Origin of the sequence: Pseudomonas sp. SF2, assembly GCF_036858055.1 — a bacterium.
Taxonomy (GTDB): Bacteria; Pseudomonadota; Gammaproteobacteria; order Pseudomonadales; family Pseudomonadaceae; genus Aquipseudomonas.
Window position 1 is genome coordinate 1 of the sequence record NZ_JAMBDI010000034.1, and the last position, 15,966, is coordinate 15,966.

A 15,966-nucleotide genomic window follows, 5' to 3' on the forward strand; every position below is an offset into this window, starting at 1 on the left:
GTGCTCCCACACGTGCTCAAGGCACCTCTGGCATTCAGCTTGCCATTCACCGCTCTCACTCCAGATTCTAATCCCCTCTCAAGACACAAGCTGGCTTGTGGTGGCGACGAACCGCGGCGATGGGCTGTACAGCAGCCCCTTTTCAGAAGGGCAAGGTCAGCTTCAACCAGTAGGCATCACCCTGTGCGCGGTTGCGCACTCCGGTTTCCTTCGACCATTTCGCCGTCACGAACCAGCCATCCTTGCCGCTGTACTTGATCGACGGGCCAACGGCAAAGCTGCGCCCTTTGTTGTCGTCGATGCGCTCGCCATCCTGATTGTCGTCTGTCGTCTGCCGGTAGTAATACCCCCCTACCCCCAGCACCCAACCATTCCCAAGCCCCCAACCCACGGCATAGTCCACATGAAATTCCTGGCCCGAGCGGTAATCGGTGGCCGGGTTGCGGCGGTTGAAGTCGTACATCACCTTGGCATCCAGGTTGAGCCCGGCCGGGTCGACATAGCTCATCGCATACACCGGCTCGAACACCCAGTAGTTGCGCCCGGGGTTGGCCAGGTCATCCTTGTCGTAGCGGCCGGTGGGGGCAATCATGTCGAAAGCCAGGATGCTGTGGAACTTGTCGCTGTGGTGAAAGCCCAGCGCCGGGCCGAAGATCACATCGCCCAGGCCGCTGTTGTGCTGCGACTGACCATTGAGCGACACCTTGACGTCCACCAGCGGCACGATCGCATGCAGCGCCAGGCTGGCGCCCAGCACCGTGTAGTCACTCACCCAGATCAGCCGCGGCACGATGGCGTTGGCGCGCACGCGAAAGTCCACCGGCAGCTTGCGCCCGTCGTTGCCACGCAGGTTGTCGGCCTCGTAATGGTTGACGAACAGCTGGCCATAGAAGCCCGGCGGCGGCATGGCGCCGGACATGTAGTTTTCGGCACCCAGCGGGTACGAGGTGCCGCCCCCTTCGGTGGCATGGGACAGGTTGGCAGCGCCAAACAACGAGGCGCACACGGCAAGGCGAAGCAGGTTCGCTAGGGTCGGGTTCATCGGGTCAACCTTTGTTGTTGTTATCGGTCGGGTGCACGCAGGCCCCCCGCAGGTCAGGGAGCCGGGCAGCAAAGGGTTCAGATGCGCTTGAACAGGGCCGAACGCTGGCCGTCGGCGGCGCCGTCTGCGGCGCTGTAGAAGCGCTCCATGAAGATGTCGCGCTCGAACAGGCGCCCCTGCATCAGGCAAGTGATGGCCGCATCGATCATCGGTGGCGGGCCGCAAAGGTAGGCCTTGTGACCGTTGAAGCGGCCCTCGAAATGCTGCCTGGCCGCGTCGTGCACGTAGCCGCGCACACCTTGCCACTGCACGTCTTCGGCGGCCTGGCTGAGGGCCGGCACGTAGCTGAAATTGGCATGCCGGGTAGCCAGCGCCTCGAACAGCTCGCGGTTGTACAGCTCGGCACGGGTGCGGGCGCCCTGGAACAGGGTGATGCGCCGGGTGTCGCCACGCGCCAGCAGGTCGAGGATCATCGACTGCGGGCTGGACAGCCCCGAACCACCAGCGATGAAAATCAGGTCCCCCGGCTGCGAGCTGCGCACGAAGAACTGCCCGTAAGGGCCGGACAGCTCCAGTGCGTCGCCCACCTTGAGCTGCCGGTGGATGTGCCCGGTAGCCACGCCGCCTTCCACCAGGCGCACATGCAGCTCCAACTCGTCGGCCTGCTGCGGCGGGTTGGCCAGGGAGAACGCCCGGGTGCCTTCGATGCCCGGCAGTTGCAGGTTCACGTACTGCCCGGCCTGGAAGGCCATCGGCCGGTCGAGCTTGAGGTGAACACCGCGGATGGTCGGCGACAATTCCACCAGCCGGGTGACCACGGCGCGATAGTCCTGTACTGGCAGGCCGGCGAAGTCCGGGTCGACATCGATGTCGGCTTCGATCACCAGGTCGCTCTGCGGGATGGCGCAGCAGGCCAGTACCTTGCCCTCGTCGCGCTCCATGTCCATCAGCGCAAATGACGAGGCCGCCCCCAGGTCGACTTCGCCTTCGAGCACCTGGCACTTGCAGGTGGCACAGGTGCCGTGGCCGCAGGCAAACGGCAGCCACACGCCCTGGCGCAGGGCGGCCTCGAGGATGGTCTGGCCCTCCTCCACTTCAATCTGTTCGCCGGTGGGTTCGATGGTGACTTGGTAGCTCATGGCAGCATTCCTCAGTTATGGCTGCCGCCCAGGCCATCGAGGCCAGGGGTATGCAGGTGCAGCAGGCTCTTGTGGGCGATACCGTTGGCGGCCAGGCCACAGGCCAGGTCAGGGCGGAACGGCTGCTCGTCCAGGCGCCAGCGCGCTACGCTAAAGTCGACCCGGGCGGCATCCGGGTGCAGGGCAATGGCCGGCTTGACTACCTGCTCGATGAAGGCGGCGAAGGGTTGCGCCGGGTCCACCGGCAGGGTGAAGGGTGCGCAGAACAGCAAGTGGTTTTCCCAGCACAGGTACACCAGCTGGGCGCCGTGGAAGTTGGCCTGGCGGTCCAGGGGTTGGGCAGTGTAGGTGCCGATGGCGGTCACGGGCATGGCAATGTTCCTCTTGTTCTTGTCGGGGCCAGGGCGCAGCAACGGCGCCCTGGCGCTTCAGTGGCTCAGCCGGCCTGGCGCTCGGTGCCCTGCACGGCCTGCCAGCGCTGCTGTTCGGGTGAGCCCTGGTACTCGAAGTTGTCCTGCCCGGGGGCGATGTTGTAGTAGTCGCGCACCACTGCCTCGACATCGCCGCCACCGCAGTTGCCCTGCAGGATCTGGTGCACCGGCAGCCAGGCCTGCACGTACTTTTCCGGTTCGAAGGCGAAGATGTCGCTGCAGCCATCAGAGCAGAAGTGGTAACGCTCGCCTTCATGCACCAGGCTGCGGTGGCTCAGCTGCGTGGGCGCATCCGGCTCGGTGAAGGCCAGCGGAATCTGGCACACCTGGCACAGCATCGGCAGCGTCGGGTTGTAGAAGCGCTCGCCGCGCGCCTGCAGTTCGCGCCAGTGCTCGTAGCGTGGCCGGTAGTAGCGGTCGAAGGTGTCCGGGTACTTGGCCGACAGCCAGTCCAGTTCCTCGTCGGTGGGGATCCAGGTGTGAAAGTTGGTGGCCTGGCTGTACTGGTAGAAGATCGACCAGGCCTGGTGGCTGATGTGTTCCTTGCCGATGGTGGTCTGCTCGACATACTTCGGCGGGCGAATGCCGTAGCGTTCCAGGTCCTTGAACAGCGCGCCGCCGGCCTGCTCGAAGTACACCTCCCAGGCTTCGGCCCAGGACATCACCTTGTTCGGCAGCATGTAGTCCATCATCATCCCGACCAGGGTCAGCAACCGATAGCCACGCCAGAACCATTTGTCGATCCAGCGCTGCACGATGGGCACGTTGTCCTCGTGCTGTTCCAGCAGGAACTTGATCACCTCCAGGCCCAGGGTCATGTGCCTGGCCTCGTCGGACTGCGCCGAGAAGCCAAAGGTGACCGTGGCCATGTCGCCATTGAACGCCGCGCCCGACATGAACGGCACGAACAGCAGGTTGGTCAGCACGTACTCGAACGAGAACGAAATGGCAGTGAGGAACTCGAACGGGCCAGCCGTGCGCGCATCCTCGAAGAACGACTTGGGCACCGACAGGAACCACACCCGGTCGTGCATGTGGGCAAAGTCATGCAGGCCGTTGAAGTGCTTGTTGTAGTGGCTCATGGCGTGCACCTGGGTCTGCACGTGGCGCAGCTCGTCGATGGCCTGCATCTGGCAGGCCACCCGCGCACCGGCGCCGCCAAAGTGCCGGCCGACCCGGGCGAAGCCTTGGTAGGCCTGGTACTCCAGGGGCGTGACACCGCTCAGGAACAACTTCAGGGCATTGACGTAACGGGCGTCGGAGATGTTCTGGTGGCCGTTGTTCTGGGCAAAGGCATCGAAGATGGCGTACAGCTTCTTCTCTTTCTCGGCCTGGTATTTCCAGTAGGCGTCCATGGTCAGGCGGAACGGGTCTTCCCACTTGTCCCAGTCGGTGATCTTGATACCTTCGAACCGCTCGTAGGGGTAGATGGCGTCCTTGCTCTGGTAGCTCGGCTCCCAGCCCAGGTCTCGGGTCAGGCAGCGGTACTTGTCTTTCTGGTTGAGGCGCTTGGCGGCCATGGTGGTCTCCGGGTTCTTGTCGTTGTGCGGATCAGTTCCAGTGCAGGGCGAAGCAGTCTTCGTCTTCCTCGACGTTGCCACCCAGGGTGATCACGTCGATCAGCATTTCCTGCACGTCCCATTCACGGCCGATTTTTTCTTCCACCGTGGCCCGGTGGATTTCCAGGCGCCCTTCGGCCTGCACGCGGATCATCGCCGGCTGGTGCTGCACCTGGGCGTGGGGATTGTCCTGGGTGATGGCCTCGACGATGTAGCGGGCGCTGTCGTTGTCCTGGAAGGCGATGTAGACGAGGGAAGTCATGCGGCGTCTCCACTGAGGCCGAGTTTTTTCAGGCGTGCGCCAAAGGCGCTGTCGCAGGCATCCAGCGCGTCGCGGCCGGGGCCGGCCTCGGCCAGCGGCAGCAGCGCTTGCACGGCTCGCCCGCGCCATTGGCTGACCCAACCTTCGATCAGCTGGCGGTTGTGCGGGCTCTCGGCGACCGCGGTCTTGACCAGCGCATCGACCCAGCGCTGGCTCTCGGCGAACCACAGGCGCATGAACTCGGTGAGCATGCCCAGTTGCCCTGCCCCGGCGGCCACCAGCTGCGCATCGAAGTGTTCGAACAGCAACGGGTACACCAGGCCGTCGCTGACCAGGTTCTGCGCCAGGCTCAGCTCGAACCAGTCGCGTATCACCAGGCTGTCCTCGACATAGCGCCGCACCCCTTGCCAGGCCGGCTCGTCCAGCCAGCGCTGCTTGGCCTCGGCCAGCAGTGCCAGGCCGTCGTCCTCCAGCAGCAGGCCGATGCGCGACAGGTACTGGGCGATGGCCAGGCGGTCCATGGCCTGGAACATGTGCATCTGGGTGACGCTGGTGCCGAAGGCGTCGGCGGCGATGCCGCTGTTGTTCATGTTGGCGCCCAGTTCGGCGTGGCGCAGCGGCAGCAGCAGGCGTGCGACCAGGGCACGGGTTGCCGCCGGCAGGCTGGCCAGCAGCTCGCGCTTTTCACAGAAGGCAAAGCTGTGCTCGGCGTTTTCCTGCATGCGCGCCCGGGCCTGCACGTACGTGCCGTAGTAGTACTGGCGCGGGTCGCTGACGGCGTACCAGTCGGCCATCTGCAGCGCGGTGCGGCTGGGGTCGTTGAGCAGCTTGTCGGGCTGCCACAGCGGGCGGTAGTGGAAGTTGGTGGCCGCTTCGATATCGAAACTGGCTTCCTGGTACCGGCTGGCCGGCTTGTCGCCGAAACGGCGGCGGGTATGGCTGAAGGTCTGGCGGATCGGCTCGACCGTGGCCGTCTTGATCTCGATACTCATGCAAGGCGTCCTGTACTTGTTGTTGTGGGGATGCAACGTGCCGACAAACGGCGCTTCATTCGTCCTCGTCGCGGCTTTCGCCATAGCGCCACTTCTGCATGTCGGCATCGACGGCGGCGGCCATCGCAGCGTCCATGTGGCGGACCCGGTTGCTGGCGCAGAAGCTGGCGAAGGCAGTACGCGGCAGGACCAGTTCGACGAACAGGTCCGGGTAACCGATGGCAAAGTCGAACTCGACAAAGGTGGAATCCGGCTCGCTGCGTACGCGGACGTAGCGCGGCATCTGCTCGAAGGGTGTGGTGGCTGGGATCATGCGCGGGTGCTCCGGTTGGACGTGCCAAGGGCTAGAGCAACGGCTGTGCCAGGCGCTTGAAAAACCGCAAAGCCAAGACATAACCATTTGTTTTTAAAAAATTTTTAAATCATGGATGGGTTGACCAACCCCTGTGCGGCCGGCGCGCCACAGCCGGCCCGATTGATCATTTGCTCAATCGGGCCAGGGCGCTTCGAGCAAATGGCGAACAAGGCCGGCGATTGACTTTTGCGCCGCTTTCAGGCGGTTTAGTAAAAGAGCGACCCGAGCCTTGCCTGCAGCGCCGCGGTCGTCCCGGCGTGCCCAGTACCCGCCTTGCCTGAGCGGGCGCACGCCACCTCCCCATACAACTACAAGCAAGGGGCGCAAGCGAATGATTACCCAGTACAGGGCGCCGGAACCTGCACCGGCGCTGAAGGACCTCACCGAACGGGTGCGGTTCCTCGGCACCGAAGGCAAGATCTGGCTGGACGAGCAGCGCATGCTGCTGGTGCAGGCCGCGACCATGGCCAGCATGCGCCGCGAACTGATCGAAATGCTCGGTGTGGAGCGGGCCAAGGGCTTCTTCCTGCGCCTGGGCTACCAGTCGGGGTTGAAGGACGCCGAACTGGCGCGCAAGCTGCGCCCCAACGGCAACCCGGTGGAGATGTTCTTCATCGGCCCGCAGCTGCACTCGCTCAAGGGCATGGTCAAGGTGCGCCCGCTACAGCTGGAAATCGACATGGACAGCGGCCACTTCTACGCCGACATCGAGTGGCAGGACTCCTTCGAGGTGGAAAACTGCCAGTCCGAAGGCCTGCATTCCGAACAGCCGGTGTGCTGGATGCTGCTGGGTTACGCGATCAGCTACAGCTCGTTCTTCCTCGGTCGCCAGGTGCTTTACAAGGAAGTCAGCTGCCGCGGCTGCGGTGGCAGCGAATGCCGCATCATCGGCAAGCCGGTGGAACAGTGGGAAGATGCCGAGACTTTCCTGCGCTACTTCCAGAGCGACCCGGTGATCGACGAGCTGCAATCGCTGCAGGTGCAGGTGGCCAACCTGCGCCAGCGTCTGCAGTACGAGTCGGGACAGTTCTACGGCATCGGCCAGTCGGCGGTGTACCGGCGCTGCTGTGCACTGACCGACAAGGTGGCCCCGGGCAAGGCCTCGGTGCTGCTGCTGGGCGAAACCGGGGTCGGCAAGGAGGTGATCGCCCGCAGCCTGCACCTGCGCAGCGAGCGCGCCGGCGCGGCGTTCGTGGCGCTGAACTGCGCGACCATCCCGCCCGACCTGATCGAGGCCGAGCTGTTCGGCGTCGAGAAAGGTGCCTACACCGGCGCGCAGCAGGCGCGCATGGGCCGCTTCGAGCGGGCCAACGGCGGCACCCTGTTCCTCGATGAAATCGTCGAGCTCACGCCGCGCGCGCAGGCCAGCCTGTTGCGCGTACTGCAGGAAGGCGAGCTGGAACGGGTGGGTGACAGCCGCACGCGGCCGGTGGATGTACGGGTGATCGCCGCCACCCACGAGAACCTCGAGCAGGCGGTCAAGGACGGGCGTTTTCGCGCCGACCTGTTCTACCGCCTGAACGTGTTCCCGGTGCATGTCCCGGCGCTGCGCGAGCGCCGCGAAGACATCCCGCTGCTGATCGAGCACTTCCTCGGCCGCCTGCACCAGAGCTACGGCAAGAAGACCCGTGGCCTCAGCGACCGGGCCTTGCAGGTGTGCCTGCAGTACGACTGGCCGGGCAACATCCGCGAGCTGGAAAACCTCATGGAGCGCGGTGTGATCATCACCGACGAGAACCAGAGCATCGGCCTGGATGCACTGTTCCCGCATGCGCCACCGGCCACCGACAGCATCGGCCTGGGCAGCGATGGTCGGCTGGTGGCGGCCAGTGACCAGGCCGCGCCCGGCTGGGTGGCACAGATTCTCGACAGCGGCACCGGCCTGGATGCCGTCGAGGAAGCGCTGATGCAGGAAGCCATGCAGCGCTGCCGGCAGAACGTCTCGGAAGCCGCGCGCCTGCTCGGCATGACCCGCCCGGCCCTGGCCTATCGGCTGAAGAAATCACCAGGCGAAAGCGTGACCGACAAGCCTTGAGCATTTGCGCAATTGCGCTGGCGCGGATTGATCATATGATCGAGCGCGCGCCGGCGATCGGTACCTAAAAAAACAAAAAAATCTTTTATATCAAACAGTTATAAACATGGCATCGCATTTGCCTTGAGCCTTGCACCGCAATAACAACAACGACCGGTGAGGCAACCATGACTGTAGCGATTTCCCATTCCCCCGAAGTACAAGCCTTCTTCGCGAAAGCGGCAGGCGTTGGCAACGACCAGGGCAACCCACGCCTGAAGCAGATTGTGCTGCGTATACTGCAGGACAGCGCGAAGCTGATCGAAGACCTGGCGATCAGCGACGACGAATTCTGGACCGCTGTCGACTACCTCAACCGCTTGGGCAGCCGCAACGAAGCCGGACTGCTGATGGCCGGCCTTGGCCTGGAGCACTTCCTCGACCTGCTCAGCGATGCCCGCGACAGCCAGGCCGGGCATACCGGCGGCACCCCGCGCACCATCGAAGGTCCGCTGTACGTGGCCGGTGCGCCGCTGTGCGAAGGCGAGGCGCGGCTGGACGACGGCCGTGACCCTGGCCAGCCGATGCTGCTTGAAGGCCAGGTGCTGGACCTGGCCGGCCAGCCGCTGGCCGGGGCTATCGTCGACGTGTGGCACGCCAATACCCAAGGCCTGTATTCCTACTTCGATTCCGGCCAGTCGGCCTACAACCTGCGCCGCCGCATTGTCACCGACGCCCAAGGCCGCTACCGCGCCCACAGCATTGTCCCCAGCGGCTACGGCTGCCCGGCCGATGGCCCGACCCAGGCCTGCCTGGACCAGTTGGGCCGGCATGGCCAGCGCCCTGCGCATATCCACTTCTTCATCAGTGCACCGGGGTACCGGCACCTGACCACACAGATCAACCTGGCGGGTGACGCGTACCTGTGGGATGACTTTGCCCATGCTACCCGCGACGGGTTGGTGGGCGAGGTGGAACGGCTCGAAGGCGGTGTGGCGCGGGTGGTGTTCAACTTCTGCCTGCAGCCGGCAGCGCATGCGGATGATGAGCAACGCAGCCAGCGGCCGCGAGCCTTGCAAACGGCTTGAGATTGCCGGGGCTGCTTTGCGGCCCTTTCGCGACACAAGGCCGCTCCCACAGAACTGCACACGACTCATTGAATTAGCAGGGACCCTGTGGGAGCGGCTTTAGCCGCGAACACCGGCACAGCCGGTGCCAGGCTCCGCGTTGGATTCTTCGCGGCTAAAGCCGCTCCCACAGACCGCTTGCGAATTCAGTTCTCTACGTGACAGCACAGCCCAGATGCATGCCCGCATGATGCCTGCATGCCTTAGCCTCGTAGGGCCAATTCGGCGAGCACCTCGGCCGAGGTGGTGACCTGGCGGAAGTGATGCTGCCAAAGCTCGATCCCCAGCTTGCCCGACCTGTCCAGCGAAGACCCTACCGTCATGTCGGTGACCAAGGTGGGCATCAGCCCCGCATCGAACAGGGCAAAACCGGCGGCCAGCACGCAAGTTTCGGTCTGCAGCCCACATACCAGCACCCGCTCCACACCCAGTTGCCGGATGTACTCGATGGCCTCTGCGCTCTGCCCGTAGCCATGCTTGACGAACACCTGATCGGCTTCGACCAGGCTCTCGTCCTCCGCCGCCGGGTGCCAACCGAGCTGGCGCTCGAACGGCGTGACCTGTTCATCGTGCAACTCGACCGAGGCAATGGTGGGGATGTTGGCCGACAACCGGCGCAGGCCATCGACCAACCACTCGGGCGGGCTGAAGGTGGACTGGACATCGACGATGAGCAAAACCTGGCGCATGGGCGGATTCCGGTGCTGGCAAAAGGCGCGGAGTATAGCGTGATGCAAGTGCCGTGGTCGCCCAGCGAGCCAGGACACGATACGCCAGGCCAGCCCCGCGCCTCACGCAGCAGCCATCTTCGCACCCACCTCCGTGCACGCCGGATGACCGGCAGTCACCAGACTGACACGATTATTTTCATTGATATTGATTTGTGAAATTATACATGTCATTTTTCTTCATGCCGAACCGAGCCCCACAACGGGCTCAGGCCGGTACTGCCCTATCCACCGGAGTCAATAATATGAACAAGACCGGACTTCTAGGCGCATTGGCACTCTGTGCCTGCAGCGCACTGGCCCAGGCTGACGAAGGCAGCCTGCGCATCGGGATCGAAGTGGCATATCCGCCCTTCTCCTACCGCACCCCCGCAGGCGAACTCGCCGGCTTTGACTACGACATCGGCAACGCCCTGTGCGCGCAGATGCAAGTCAAATGTCAGTGGGTGATCCAGGAGTTCGACGGGATGATCCCGTCGTTGAAGGTGCGCAAGATTGACGCCGTGCTGTCGTCAATGTCGATTACTGAAGATCGGCTCAAGTCCGTCGACTTCACCGACAAGTACTATCAAACCCCGGGCAAGTTCGCGATGAAGTCCGGCAGCCAGATCAGCGACCCGATGCAGGACCTCAAAGGCAAGAAGCTCGGCGTGCAGCGTGCCTCCACCTATGACCGCTTCGCTACCGAGCAGCTGGAAAGTGCAGGTGTCGAGGTCGTGCGCTACGCCTCGCAGAACGAAGCTTTCCTCGACCTGGCCGCGGGGCGGCTGGATGCCACCCTCGCCGACATCGTCAATACCGAGGAGAGCTTCATCAAGACGCCCGCCGGCCAAGGTTTTGCGCTTGTCGGTCCGGATGTCAACGACCCCCGCTACTTCGGTCGGGGTGCGGGCATTGCCGTGCGCAAGGGGGACAGCGCCAACCTGGCGCGCCTGAACGCCGCCATTGCCGCCATTCGCGCCAACGGCACCTACCAGCAAGTGCAGAGCAAGTACTTCCCGTTCGATATCTACGGCCAATGACCCCGGCTGACGAGGACTTTCATCATGCTTCACGGCTACGGTTCGAGCATTCTCGATGGCGCGTGGTTAAGCATCAGCCTGGCCCTGATGGCGATGGCCCTGGCCATCAGCCTCGGCCTGGTCGGCGCCGCCTGCCGGCTGTCACCACTGCGCTGGTTGGCAGCCCTGGGCGAGATCTACACCACGGCAGTGCGCGGCATTCCTGACCTGGTCCTGATTCTGCTGGTGTTCTATGGCGGACAGGACCTGATCAACCGTCTTGCGCTGGCGCTGGGCTACGAGCAGTACATCGACATCAACCCGTTCATCGCCGGGGTCTGCACCATGGGTTTCATTTTCGGTGCCTATCTTTCGGAAACCTTTCGCGGGGCCTTTCTCGCCATTCCCGAGGGTCAGGCCGAAGCAGGGGCCGCTTATGGCATGGGCAGCCTGCAGGTGTTCTGGCGGATCAGCGTGCCGCAGCTGGTGCGCCTGGCGCTGCCGGGTTTCACCAACAACTGGCTGGTCTTGATCAAGTCGACCGCGCTGATTTCCGTGATCGGCCTGCAGGACATGATGTTCAAGGCCAAGAACGCAGCCGATGCCACCCATGAACCGTTCACGTTCTTCCTCACCGTGGCAGGGCTCTACCTGCTGCTGACCAGCCTGTCGCTGGTGCTGCTGCGCAGCGTGGAAAAGCGTTATTCGTTCGGCTTCAAAGCCGCCGAACTATGAAGGGAAGGTTTGCATGATGCTTGACTACCCACTTATCTGGCAGAACCTGCCGCTGTACCTGAACGGCATTGCGCTGACCCTGAAGGTGCTGCTGATTTCCCTGGCCTGCGGCCTGGCACTGGCTATCCCACTGGCACTGATGCGCGTTTCGCATTCCTGCCTGCTGCGCTACCCGGCCTGGCTCTACACCTATGTCATTCGTGGCACACCGATGCTGGTGCAGTTGTTTCTGGTGTACTACGGCCTGGCTCAGTTCGAACTTGTGCGTCAGAGCCCGCTCTGGCCGTACCTGTCCAGCGCAACCTTCTGCACCTGCCTGGCGTTCGCCCTCAACACCAGCGCCTACAGCGCCGAGTTGCTGGCCGGCAGCCTGCGGGCCACGCCGCGCGGCGAAGTTGAAGCCGCACGTGCCATGGGCATGTCGCGCCTGGCCTTGTACCGGCGCATCCTGCTGCCGTCGGCCCTGCGTCGATCGCTGCCGCAGTACAGCAACGAAGTGCTGATGATGCTACAGACCACCAGCCTGGCTTCGATCGTCACCCTGGTCGATATCACAGGCGCGGCAAAAACCTTCAACGCTCGTTACTACCTTCCGTTCGAGGCATTCATTACTGCGGGGCTGATCTACCTGGCCCTGACGTTCCTGCTGGTTCGCCTCTTCAAGCTGGCCGAGCGCCGCTGGCTGAAGTACCTGGCCCCACGCAAGCACTGAGGAGCACCCATGCAGCAAATCGACCATATCCTGCCCTGGAGTGCCTGCGGTACCCAGCGCACTCTGCGCCTCTTCCGCTTCGGCAACGGCCCGCGCAAAGCTTATATCCAGGCCTCTCTGCACGCTGACGAACTGCCCGGCATGCGCGTGGCGGTGGCATTGAAGGCCCGTCTGGCCGAGCTGGAAGCCCAAGGCCGACTCACGGGCGTGATAGAACTGGTTCCACTGGCCAACCCGATCGGTATCGGCCAGATGTTCCAGGCCACCCATCAAGGCCGTTTCGAGTTCAGCAGCGGCAAGAACTTCAACCGCGATTTTCCGGCACTGACCGAAGCGCTCATCAGGCGCCTGGAGGGCCATCTAGACGAGGATGGCGAGGCCAACGTGGCCATCATTCGCCGCACCATGCTCGACATCCTCGACGACTTGCCTGCTGCGCCATCGGAGCTCGAAGGCCTTCGTCGCCTGCTTCTGCAGCATGCGTGCGACGCCGATGTGGTGCTGGACCTGCACTGTGATTTCGAATCGGTGATGCTGCTGTATGCACTGCCGCAAAACTGGCCCCGCTTGCGCTCGCTGGCGGCACGCCTGGGTGCTGAAGCTGCATTGCTGGCCGAGGATGCTGGCGGCAATGCGTTCGACGAAGCCTGTGCGCTGCCATGGGTGAAGCTGGCCGAGCATTTTACGCAGGCAAACATCCCGTTGGCCTGTATCGCCACCACCATCGAGCTGCGCGGCATGGCCGATACCGAGCGAGAACGTTGCCAAGCCGACGCAGAGCACATTCTTGCCTACCTGGCCGACCAGGGCTTGGTCAGCGGCCCATGGCCGGAGGCACCGCCCCATTGCTGCCAGGCCACGCCGTTTGCCGGCGCCCAGTACGCCTATGCCGAACACCCCGGCGTCGTCAGCTATCTGCAACCTCTGGGTGCGCAGGTTCGAACCGGCGACCCACTGTTCGAAGTCATCGACCCGCTCAGTGACCGCCACAGCGTAGTCAGGGCCACAACCGACGGCATTCTCTATGCCCGCGAACGCCTTCGCTTCGCCCAACCGGGCCTCTGGCTGGCGAAAGTCGCTGGCAACCTGCCCATTCGACATGGTCGCTTGCTCAGCGACTGATACCAACGAGTACCCATCGATGAACAAACTGGAAATTCAGGACCTGCACAAAAGCTACGGCAACCACCAGGTACTCAAGGGCGTTTCGCTGCAGGCCAAGGCGGGCGACGTGATCAGCATCATCGGCTCCAGCGGCTCGGGCAAAAGCACCTTCCTGCGCTGTATCAACCTGCTCGAGCAACCCAATGCCGGGCAGATCATGGTCAATGGCGAACGCCTGAAGTTGCGTACCTGCCCACGCGCCGGGCTGCGGGCCGCTGACCCGAAACAACTGCAGCGCCTGCGCTCACGGCTGAGCATGGTCTTTCAGCATTTCAATCTCTGGTCACACATGAGCGCCCTGGACAACGTCATGGAAGCCCCGGTGCATGTGCTGGGCATGAGCCGCAAGGATGCCCGTGAGAAAGCCGAGTACTACCTGCACAAGGTCGGCGTCAGCCATCGCCGAAACGCCTACCCGGCACACATGTCCGGTGGCGAACAGCAACGCGTGGCGATCGCCCGGGCCCTGGCCATGGAGCCGGAGGTGATGCTGTTCGATGAACCGACCTCGGCGCTCGACCCGGAACTGGTAGGCGAGGTGCTGAAGGTGATGCAGGAGCTGGCCCAGGAGGGCCGGACCATGGTGGTGGTCACCCATGAAATGGGCTTCGCTCGCGAAGTCTCCAACCAGGTCATGTTCCTGCATCAGGGGCTGGCCCTGGAGCGTGGCGATCCGCGCGAGGTACTCGCTCGTCCGCAGTCCGAACGCTTGCAGCAATTCCTTGCCGGCAGCCTCAAGTAAGCCTCCACAGGCGCCCCCGGCTGCTGCCGGGGAAGCCTTGGGATACACTACGGCACTCATTCAGGGAGTGTTGAGCCGCATGCCGAGCAATTCGAAAAACACCACCGTGTACGCCTCGCCAGTCATGCGCAAGTTGTCGGAGAGCCTGACCGACCTGCCGCCTTCGCTGCGCAAGGTCGCCGATTACATCCTGCGTCACCCGCTGAAGGCAGCGACCCTGACCATCGAAGACATGGCCCAAGCCACCGGCACTTCGCCAGCGGCCGTCAATCGCCTGGCCAAGGCCCTGCAACTGGGCGGCTACAGCGGCATGAAAGCCGAGCTGGTGACGACCTTGCAGCAAATGGTCTCGCCCGTGGACAAACTGCGCAATGAGTTGGCCCAGCGGCCCGGTGGCGATTTTGGGCTGCATGAGCAGATCCAGAGCGCCAGCAGCAACCTGGCCACTGCCGCCAGCAACAACCAGGCCGATGCGTTCGAAGCCTTCGTCAGCAACCTGATTGCGGCACGCAAAGTCTACGTGCTGGGTTTCGGCAACAGTGTCTACATGGCCGGCCTCGCGGCCTCGACGCTGGTACCGTTCTGTAAGGACACCTGTGCCATCAGCATGGAGGGTGGCAACGAGAATGCCGCCTACCGTCTGGCTGCCATCACCGAGCAGGATGTGCTGCTGGCGATTACCCTGCCCCGCTACTCCCAGGACACCCTTCAGCTGTCGCGCTTTGCCCGCGAACGCAATGCCACGGTGCTGGCGATTACCGATTCGCCCGCTTCCCCCCTGACAGCCATCGCTCACCACGTGTTGTTCGCGCCCGCCGATCATCCGGTGCTTACCAGCTCCAACATTGCCGTGCTGGCACTTATAGAAGGGCTGGTAGCCGGCGCCATGGCGCGCAACAAGGAAGCGGTGAAGCTGGCGACAGAGTTGACAGAAAGCGTGATGTCCTACCTGCATGTGCCCAGCGGCAAGGCTTCAAGAAAGTAGCCACTGCCTGATTGGGGCCGGATCGTTCCTGAGCGGCCTTACTGCCACACCGCCAGGCGCCGCCACGCAGGTCGACCGGCAGTTCGCGGCCCAGTTCGATGATAGCCTTGAGAACAAGGCAGTGCATGCAGTGTTTCCAGGCGGTTGCGCGGTGCTGGCAGCGACCCAGGTGGAAGAGATCGAGCGCGCGGAATGGCAGGACCTGGGCATGCCGGAGACGCTGAGGGTGAACCGCGTGCGCGAGTTCGGCCCGTTGATCATCTCCATCGACACCAAGGGCAACAACCTGTTCGAGCAGAACAGGGCCCGCTTCAACGAGCGCAAGGGGGCGGTGATCGAGAAGATCGACAGCCAGGTGCGGTTCATCCAATAACCGCGTGCGACAGGGGCCACTTTGTGGCCCATTCGCGGGCAAGCGCCCGCGAATGGGCCACAAAGCGGCCCTTGGCGCGTACCCCTCAGGCCCTCAACCTGCCAGGTTGAAGTCCGCTGTAGTCACAGTGGTTGCATCCGCCACTCCCACCAGGCGGATGGAGTCGGTAGCACCGATGCTGACCAGCGTATCCGCACCGACATCGGTGATGGTGACGTTGGCAGCAAAGGTGGCTGCGGTGATGTTGAAGGCGGTGATATCCAGCCTGTCCTGGCCGCCGGTCGCGTTACTGTCGAAGTTGATGATCAGGTCATTGCCGAAGCCCGCGGCGAACTGGAAGACATCATTGCCATCAGTGGCCATCATGGTGTCATCGCCCGCGCCGCCGTTGACCGTATCATCGCCTGCAGCGCCGTTGAGGAAGTCGTTGCCGCTGCCACCAAGCAGCGTGTCGTTGCCTCCACCACCGAACAGCGTGTCACTGCCTGCACCACCGTTGAGGATGTCGTCGCCAAGACCGCCGTCCAGGCTGTCGTTGCCACTACCGCCGGTGATGACGTTGGCCTGCGTGTTACCAGTACCGCTGAAGTTGCCCACCCCGGTAT

General features: G+C 63.5%; 17 protein-coding genes and 1 pseudogene. 9 read left to right on the forward strand and 9 right to left on the reverse strand.

Going from position 1 to position 15,966, the window contains the following annotated elements:
- Positions 1-142: 142 nt before the first annotated feature.
- From M2S36_RS19765 to M2S36_RS19795, 7 genes are all read right to left on the reverse strand, one after another.
- Positions 143-1,042 (reverse strand): SphA family protein, encoded by a 900-nt coding sequence (locus tag M2S36_RS19765; RefSeq protein ID WP_207836145.1) that lies wholly within the window; start codon positions 1,040-1,042, stop codon positions 143-145.
- 77 nt (positions 1,043-1,119) lie between these two features.
- Positions 1,120-2,181 carry an NADH:ubiquinone reductase (Na(+)-transporting) subunit F gene (locus M2S36_RS19770; protein ID WP_063913721.1) on the reverse strand — a complete coding sequence of 354 codons (1,062 nt, stop codon included), beginning with the start codon at positions 2,179-2,181 and terminating at the stop codon, positions 1,120-1,122.
- A gap of 11 nt (positions 2,182-2,192) precedes the next feature.
- A complete protein-coding gene (locus M2S36_RS19775; protein WP_333957698.1) occupies positions 2,193-2,552 on the reverse strand; it encodes a phenol hydroxylase subunit P4 in 360 nt (119 codons plus the stop codon).
- 65 nt (positions 2,553-2,617) lie between these two features.
- A complete protein-coding gene (locus M2S36_RS19780) occupies positions 2,618-4,132 on the reverse strand; it encodes an aromatic/alkene/methane monooxygenase hydroxylase/oxygenase subunit alpha (RefSeq protein ID WP_333957699.1) in 1,515 nt (504 codons plus the stop codon).
- A gap of 31 nt (positions 4,133-4,163) precedes the next feature.
- The gene (locus tag M2S36_RS19785) at positions 4,164-4,433 is read right to left on the reverse strand and encodes an MmoB/DmpM family protein (protein ID WP_019097310.1); all 270 of its coding nucleotides are present in this window, start codon (positions 4,431-4,433) and stop codon (positions 4,164-4,166) included.
- On the reverse strand, positions 4,430-5,425 hold the full coding sequence (locus tag M2S36_RS19790) for an aromatic/alkene monooxygenase hydroxylase subunit beta (protein ID WP_063913724.1): 996 nt from the start codon (positions 5,423-5,425) through the stop codon (positions 4,430-4,432). The genes M2S36_RS19785 and M2S36_RS19790 overlap by 4 nt, the downstream gene beginning before the upstream one ends.
- Positions 5,426-5,480: 55 nt before the next feature.
- Positions 5,481-5,738 carry a phenol hydroxylase subunit gene (locus M2S36_RS19795; RefSeq protein ID WP_333957705.1) on the reverse strand — a complete coding sequence of 86 codons (258 nt, stop codon included), beginning with the start codon at positions 5,736-5,738 and terminating at the stop codon, positions 5,481-5,483.
- A gap of 373 nt (positions 5,739-6,111) precedes the next feature.
- Between M2S36_RS19795 and M2S36_RS19800 the strand changes: the two genes are divergently transcribed.
- Complete coding sequence (locus M2S36_RS19800) at positions 6,112-7,815, forward strand: sigma-54-dependent Fis family transcriptional regulator (protein ID WP_333957706.1); 1,704 nt, start codon at positions 6,112-6,114, stop codon at positions 7,813-7,815.
- Positions 7,816-7,982: 167 nt separating this feature from the next.
- Positions 7,983-8,882, forward strand: a complete 900-nt coding sequence (gene catA / locus M2S36_RS19805) for a catechol 1,2-dioxygenase (protein ID WP_233693543.1) — start codon at positions 7,983-7,985, stop codon at positions 8,880-8,882.
- 242 nt (positions 8,883-9,124) lie between these two features.
- Here catA and M2S36_RS19810 read toward each other — a convergent pair whose 3' ends face one another.
- On the reverse strand, positions 9,125-9,610 hold the full coding sequence (locus M2S36_RS19810) for an isochorismatase family cysteine hydrolase (protein ID WP_063913728.1): 486 nt from the start codon (positions 9,608-9,610) through the stop codon (positions 9,125-9,127).
- 284 nt (positions 9,611-9,894) lie between these two features.
- On the opposite strand from M2S36_RS19810, the gene M2S36_RS19815 reads away from it, so the two are divergent.
- The 7 genes and pseudogenes from M2S36_RS19815 to M2S36_RS19845 form a co-directional block, all read left to right on the forward strand.
- Positions 9,895-10,671: an ABC transporter substrate-binding protein gene (locus M2S36_RS19815; RefSeq protein ID WP_233687987.1), complete on the forward strand. Its 777-nt coding sequence runs from the start codon at positions 9,895-9,897 to the stop codon at positions 10,669-10,671.
- A 24-nt stretch (positions 10,672-10,695) separates the two neighbouring features.
- A complete protein-coding gene (locus M2S36_RS19820) occupies positions 10,696-11,385 on the forward strand; it encodes an ABC transporter permease (protein WP_233687988.1) in 690 nt (229 codons plus the stop codon).
- A gap of 13 nt (positions 11,386-11,398) precedes the next feature.
- Complete coding sequence (locus M2S36_RS19825; RefSeq protein WP_063913731.1) at positions 11,399-12,097, forward strand: ABC transporter permease; 699 nt, start codon at positions 11,399-11,401, stop codon at positions 12,095-12,097.
- A 9-nt stretch (positions 12,098-12,106) separates the two neighbouring features.
- Positions 12,107-13,219, forward strand: coding sequence for a succinylglutamate desuccinylase/aspartoacylase family protein (locus tag M2S36_RS19830; protein ID WP_333957708.1), 1,113 nt, complete (start codon positions 12,107-12,109; stop codon positions 13,217-13,219).
- Between the two features lie 19 nt (positions 13,220-13,238).
- A complete protein-coding gene (locus M2S36_RS19835; protein ID WP_207836191.1) occupies positions 13,239-14,003 on the forward strand; it encodes an ABC transporter ATP-binding protein in 765 nt (254 codons plus the stop codon).
- 79 nt (positions 14,004-14,082) lie between these two features.
- Entirely contained in the window at positions 14,083-14,988 is a 906-nt protein-coding gene (locus M2S36_RS19840) for a MurR/RpiR family transcriptional regulator (RefSeq protein ID WP_046613995.1), read from the forward strand.
- Between the two features lie 106 nt (positions 14,989-15,094).
- Positions 15,095-15,361 (forward strand): annotated as a pseudogene (locus tag M2S36_RS19845) (fumarate hydratase C-terminal domain-containing protein); the annotation flags it as partial.
- A 93-nt stretch (positions 15,362-15,454) separates the two neighbouring features.
- Here the strand turns inward: M2S36_RS19845 and M2S36_RS19850 are convergent.
- Positions 15,455-15,966: calcium-binding protein (locus M2S36_RS19850; RefSeq protein WP_333957709.1), on the reverse strand; the 512-nt coding region annotated here is incomplete at its 5' end.

Coding starts and splice junctions, on each gene's coding strand:
- M2S36_RS19765 (WP_207836145.1), bottom strand. CDS start 1,042: ATGAACCCGACCCTAGCGAACCTGCTTCGCCTTGCCGTGTGCGCCTCG.
- M2S36_RS19770 (WP_063913721.1), bottom strand. CDS start 2,181: ATGAGCTACCAAGTCACCATCGAACCCACCGGCGAACAGATTGAAGTG.
- M2S36_RS19775 (WP_333957698.1), bottom strand. CDS start 2,552: ATGCCCGTGACCGCCATCGGCACCTACACTGCCCAACCCCTGGACCGC.
- M2S36_RS19780 (WP_333957699.1), bottom strand. CDS start 4,132: ATGGCCGCCAAGCGCCTCAACCAGAAAGACAAGTACCGCTGCCTGACC.
- M2S36_RS19785 (WP_019097310.1), bottom strand. CDS start 4,433: ATGACTTCCCTCGTCTACATCGCCTTCCAGGACAACGACAGCGCCCGC.
- M2S36_RS19790 (WP_063913724.1), bottom strand. CDS start 5,425: ATGAGTATCGAGATCAAGACGGCCACGGTCGAGCCGATCCGCCAGACC.
- M2S36_RS19795 (WP_333957705.1), bottom strand. CDS start 5,738: ATGATCCCAGCCACCACACCCTTCGAGCAGATGCCGCGCTACGTCCGC.
- M2S36_RS19800 (WP_333957706.1), top strand. CDS start 6,112: ATGATTACCCAGTACAGGGCGCCGGAACCTGCACCGGCGCTGAAGGAC.
- catA (WP_233693543.1), top strand. CDS start 7,983: ATGACTGTAGCGATTTCCCATTCCCCCGAAGTACAAGCCTTCTTCGCG.
- M2S36_RS19810 (WP_063913728.1), bottom strand. CDS start 9,610: ATGCGCCAGGTTTTGCTCATCGTCGATGTCCAGTCCACCTTCAGCCCG.
- M2S36_RS19815 (WP_233687987.1), top strand. CDS start 9,895: ATGAACAAGACCGGACTTCTAGGCGCATTGGCACTCTGTGCCTGCAGC.
- M2S36_RS19820 (WP_233687988.1), top strand. CDS start 10,696: ATGCTTCACGGCTACGGTTCGAGCATTCTCGATGGCGCGTGGTTAAGC.
- M2S36_RS19825 (WP_063913731.1), top strand. CDS start 11,399: ATGATGCTTGACTACCCACTTATCTGGCAGAACCTGCCGCTGTACCTG.
- M2S36_RS19830 (WP_333957708.1), top strand. CDS start 12,107: ATGCAGCAAATCGACCATATCCTGCCCTGGAGTGCCTGCGGTACCCAG.
- M2S36_RS19835 (WP_207836191.1), top strand. CDS start 13,239: ATGAACAAACTGGAAATTCAGGACCTGCACAAAAGCTACGGCAACCAC.
- M2S36_RS19840 (WP_046613995.1), top strand. CDS start 14,083: ATGCCGAGCAATTCGAAAAACACCACCGTGTACGCCTCGCCAGTCATG.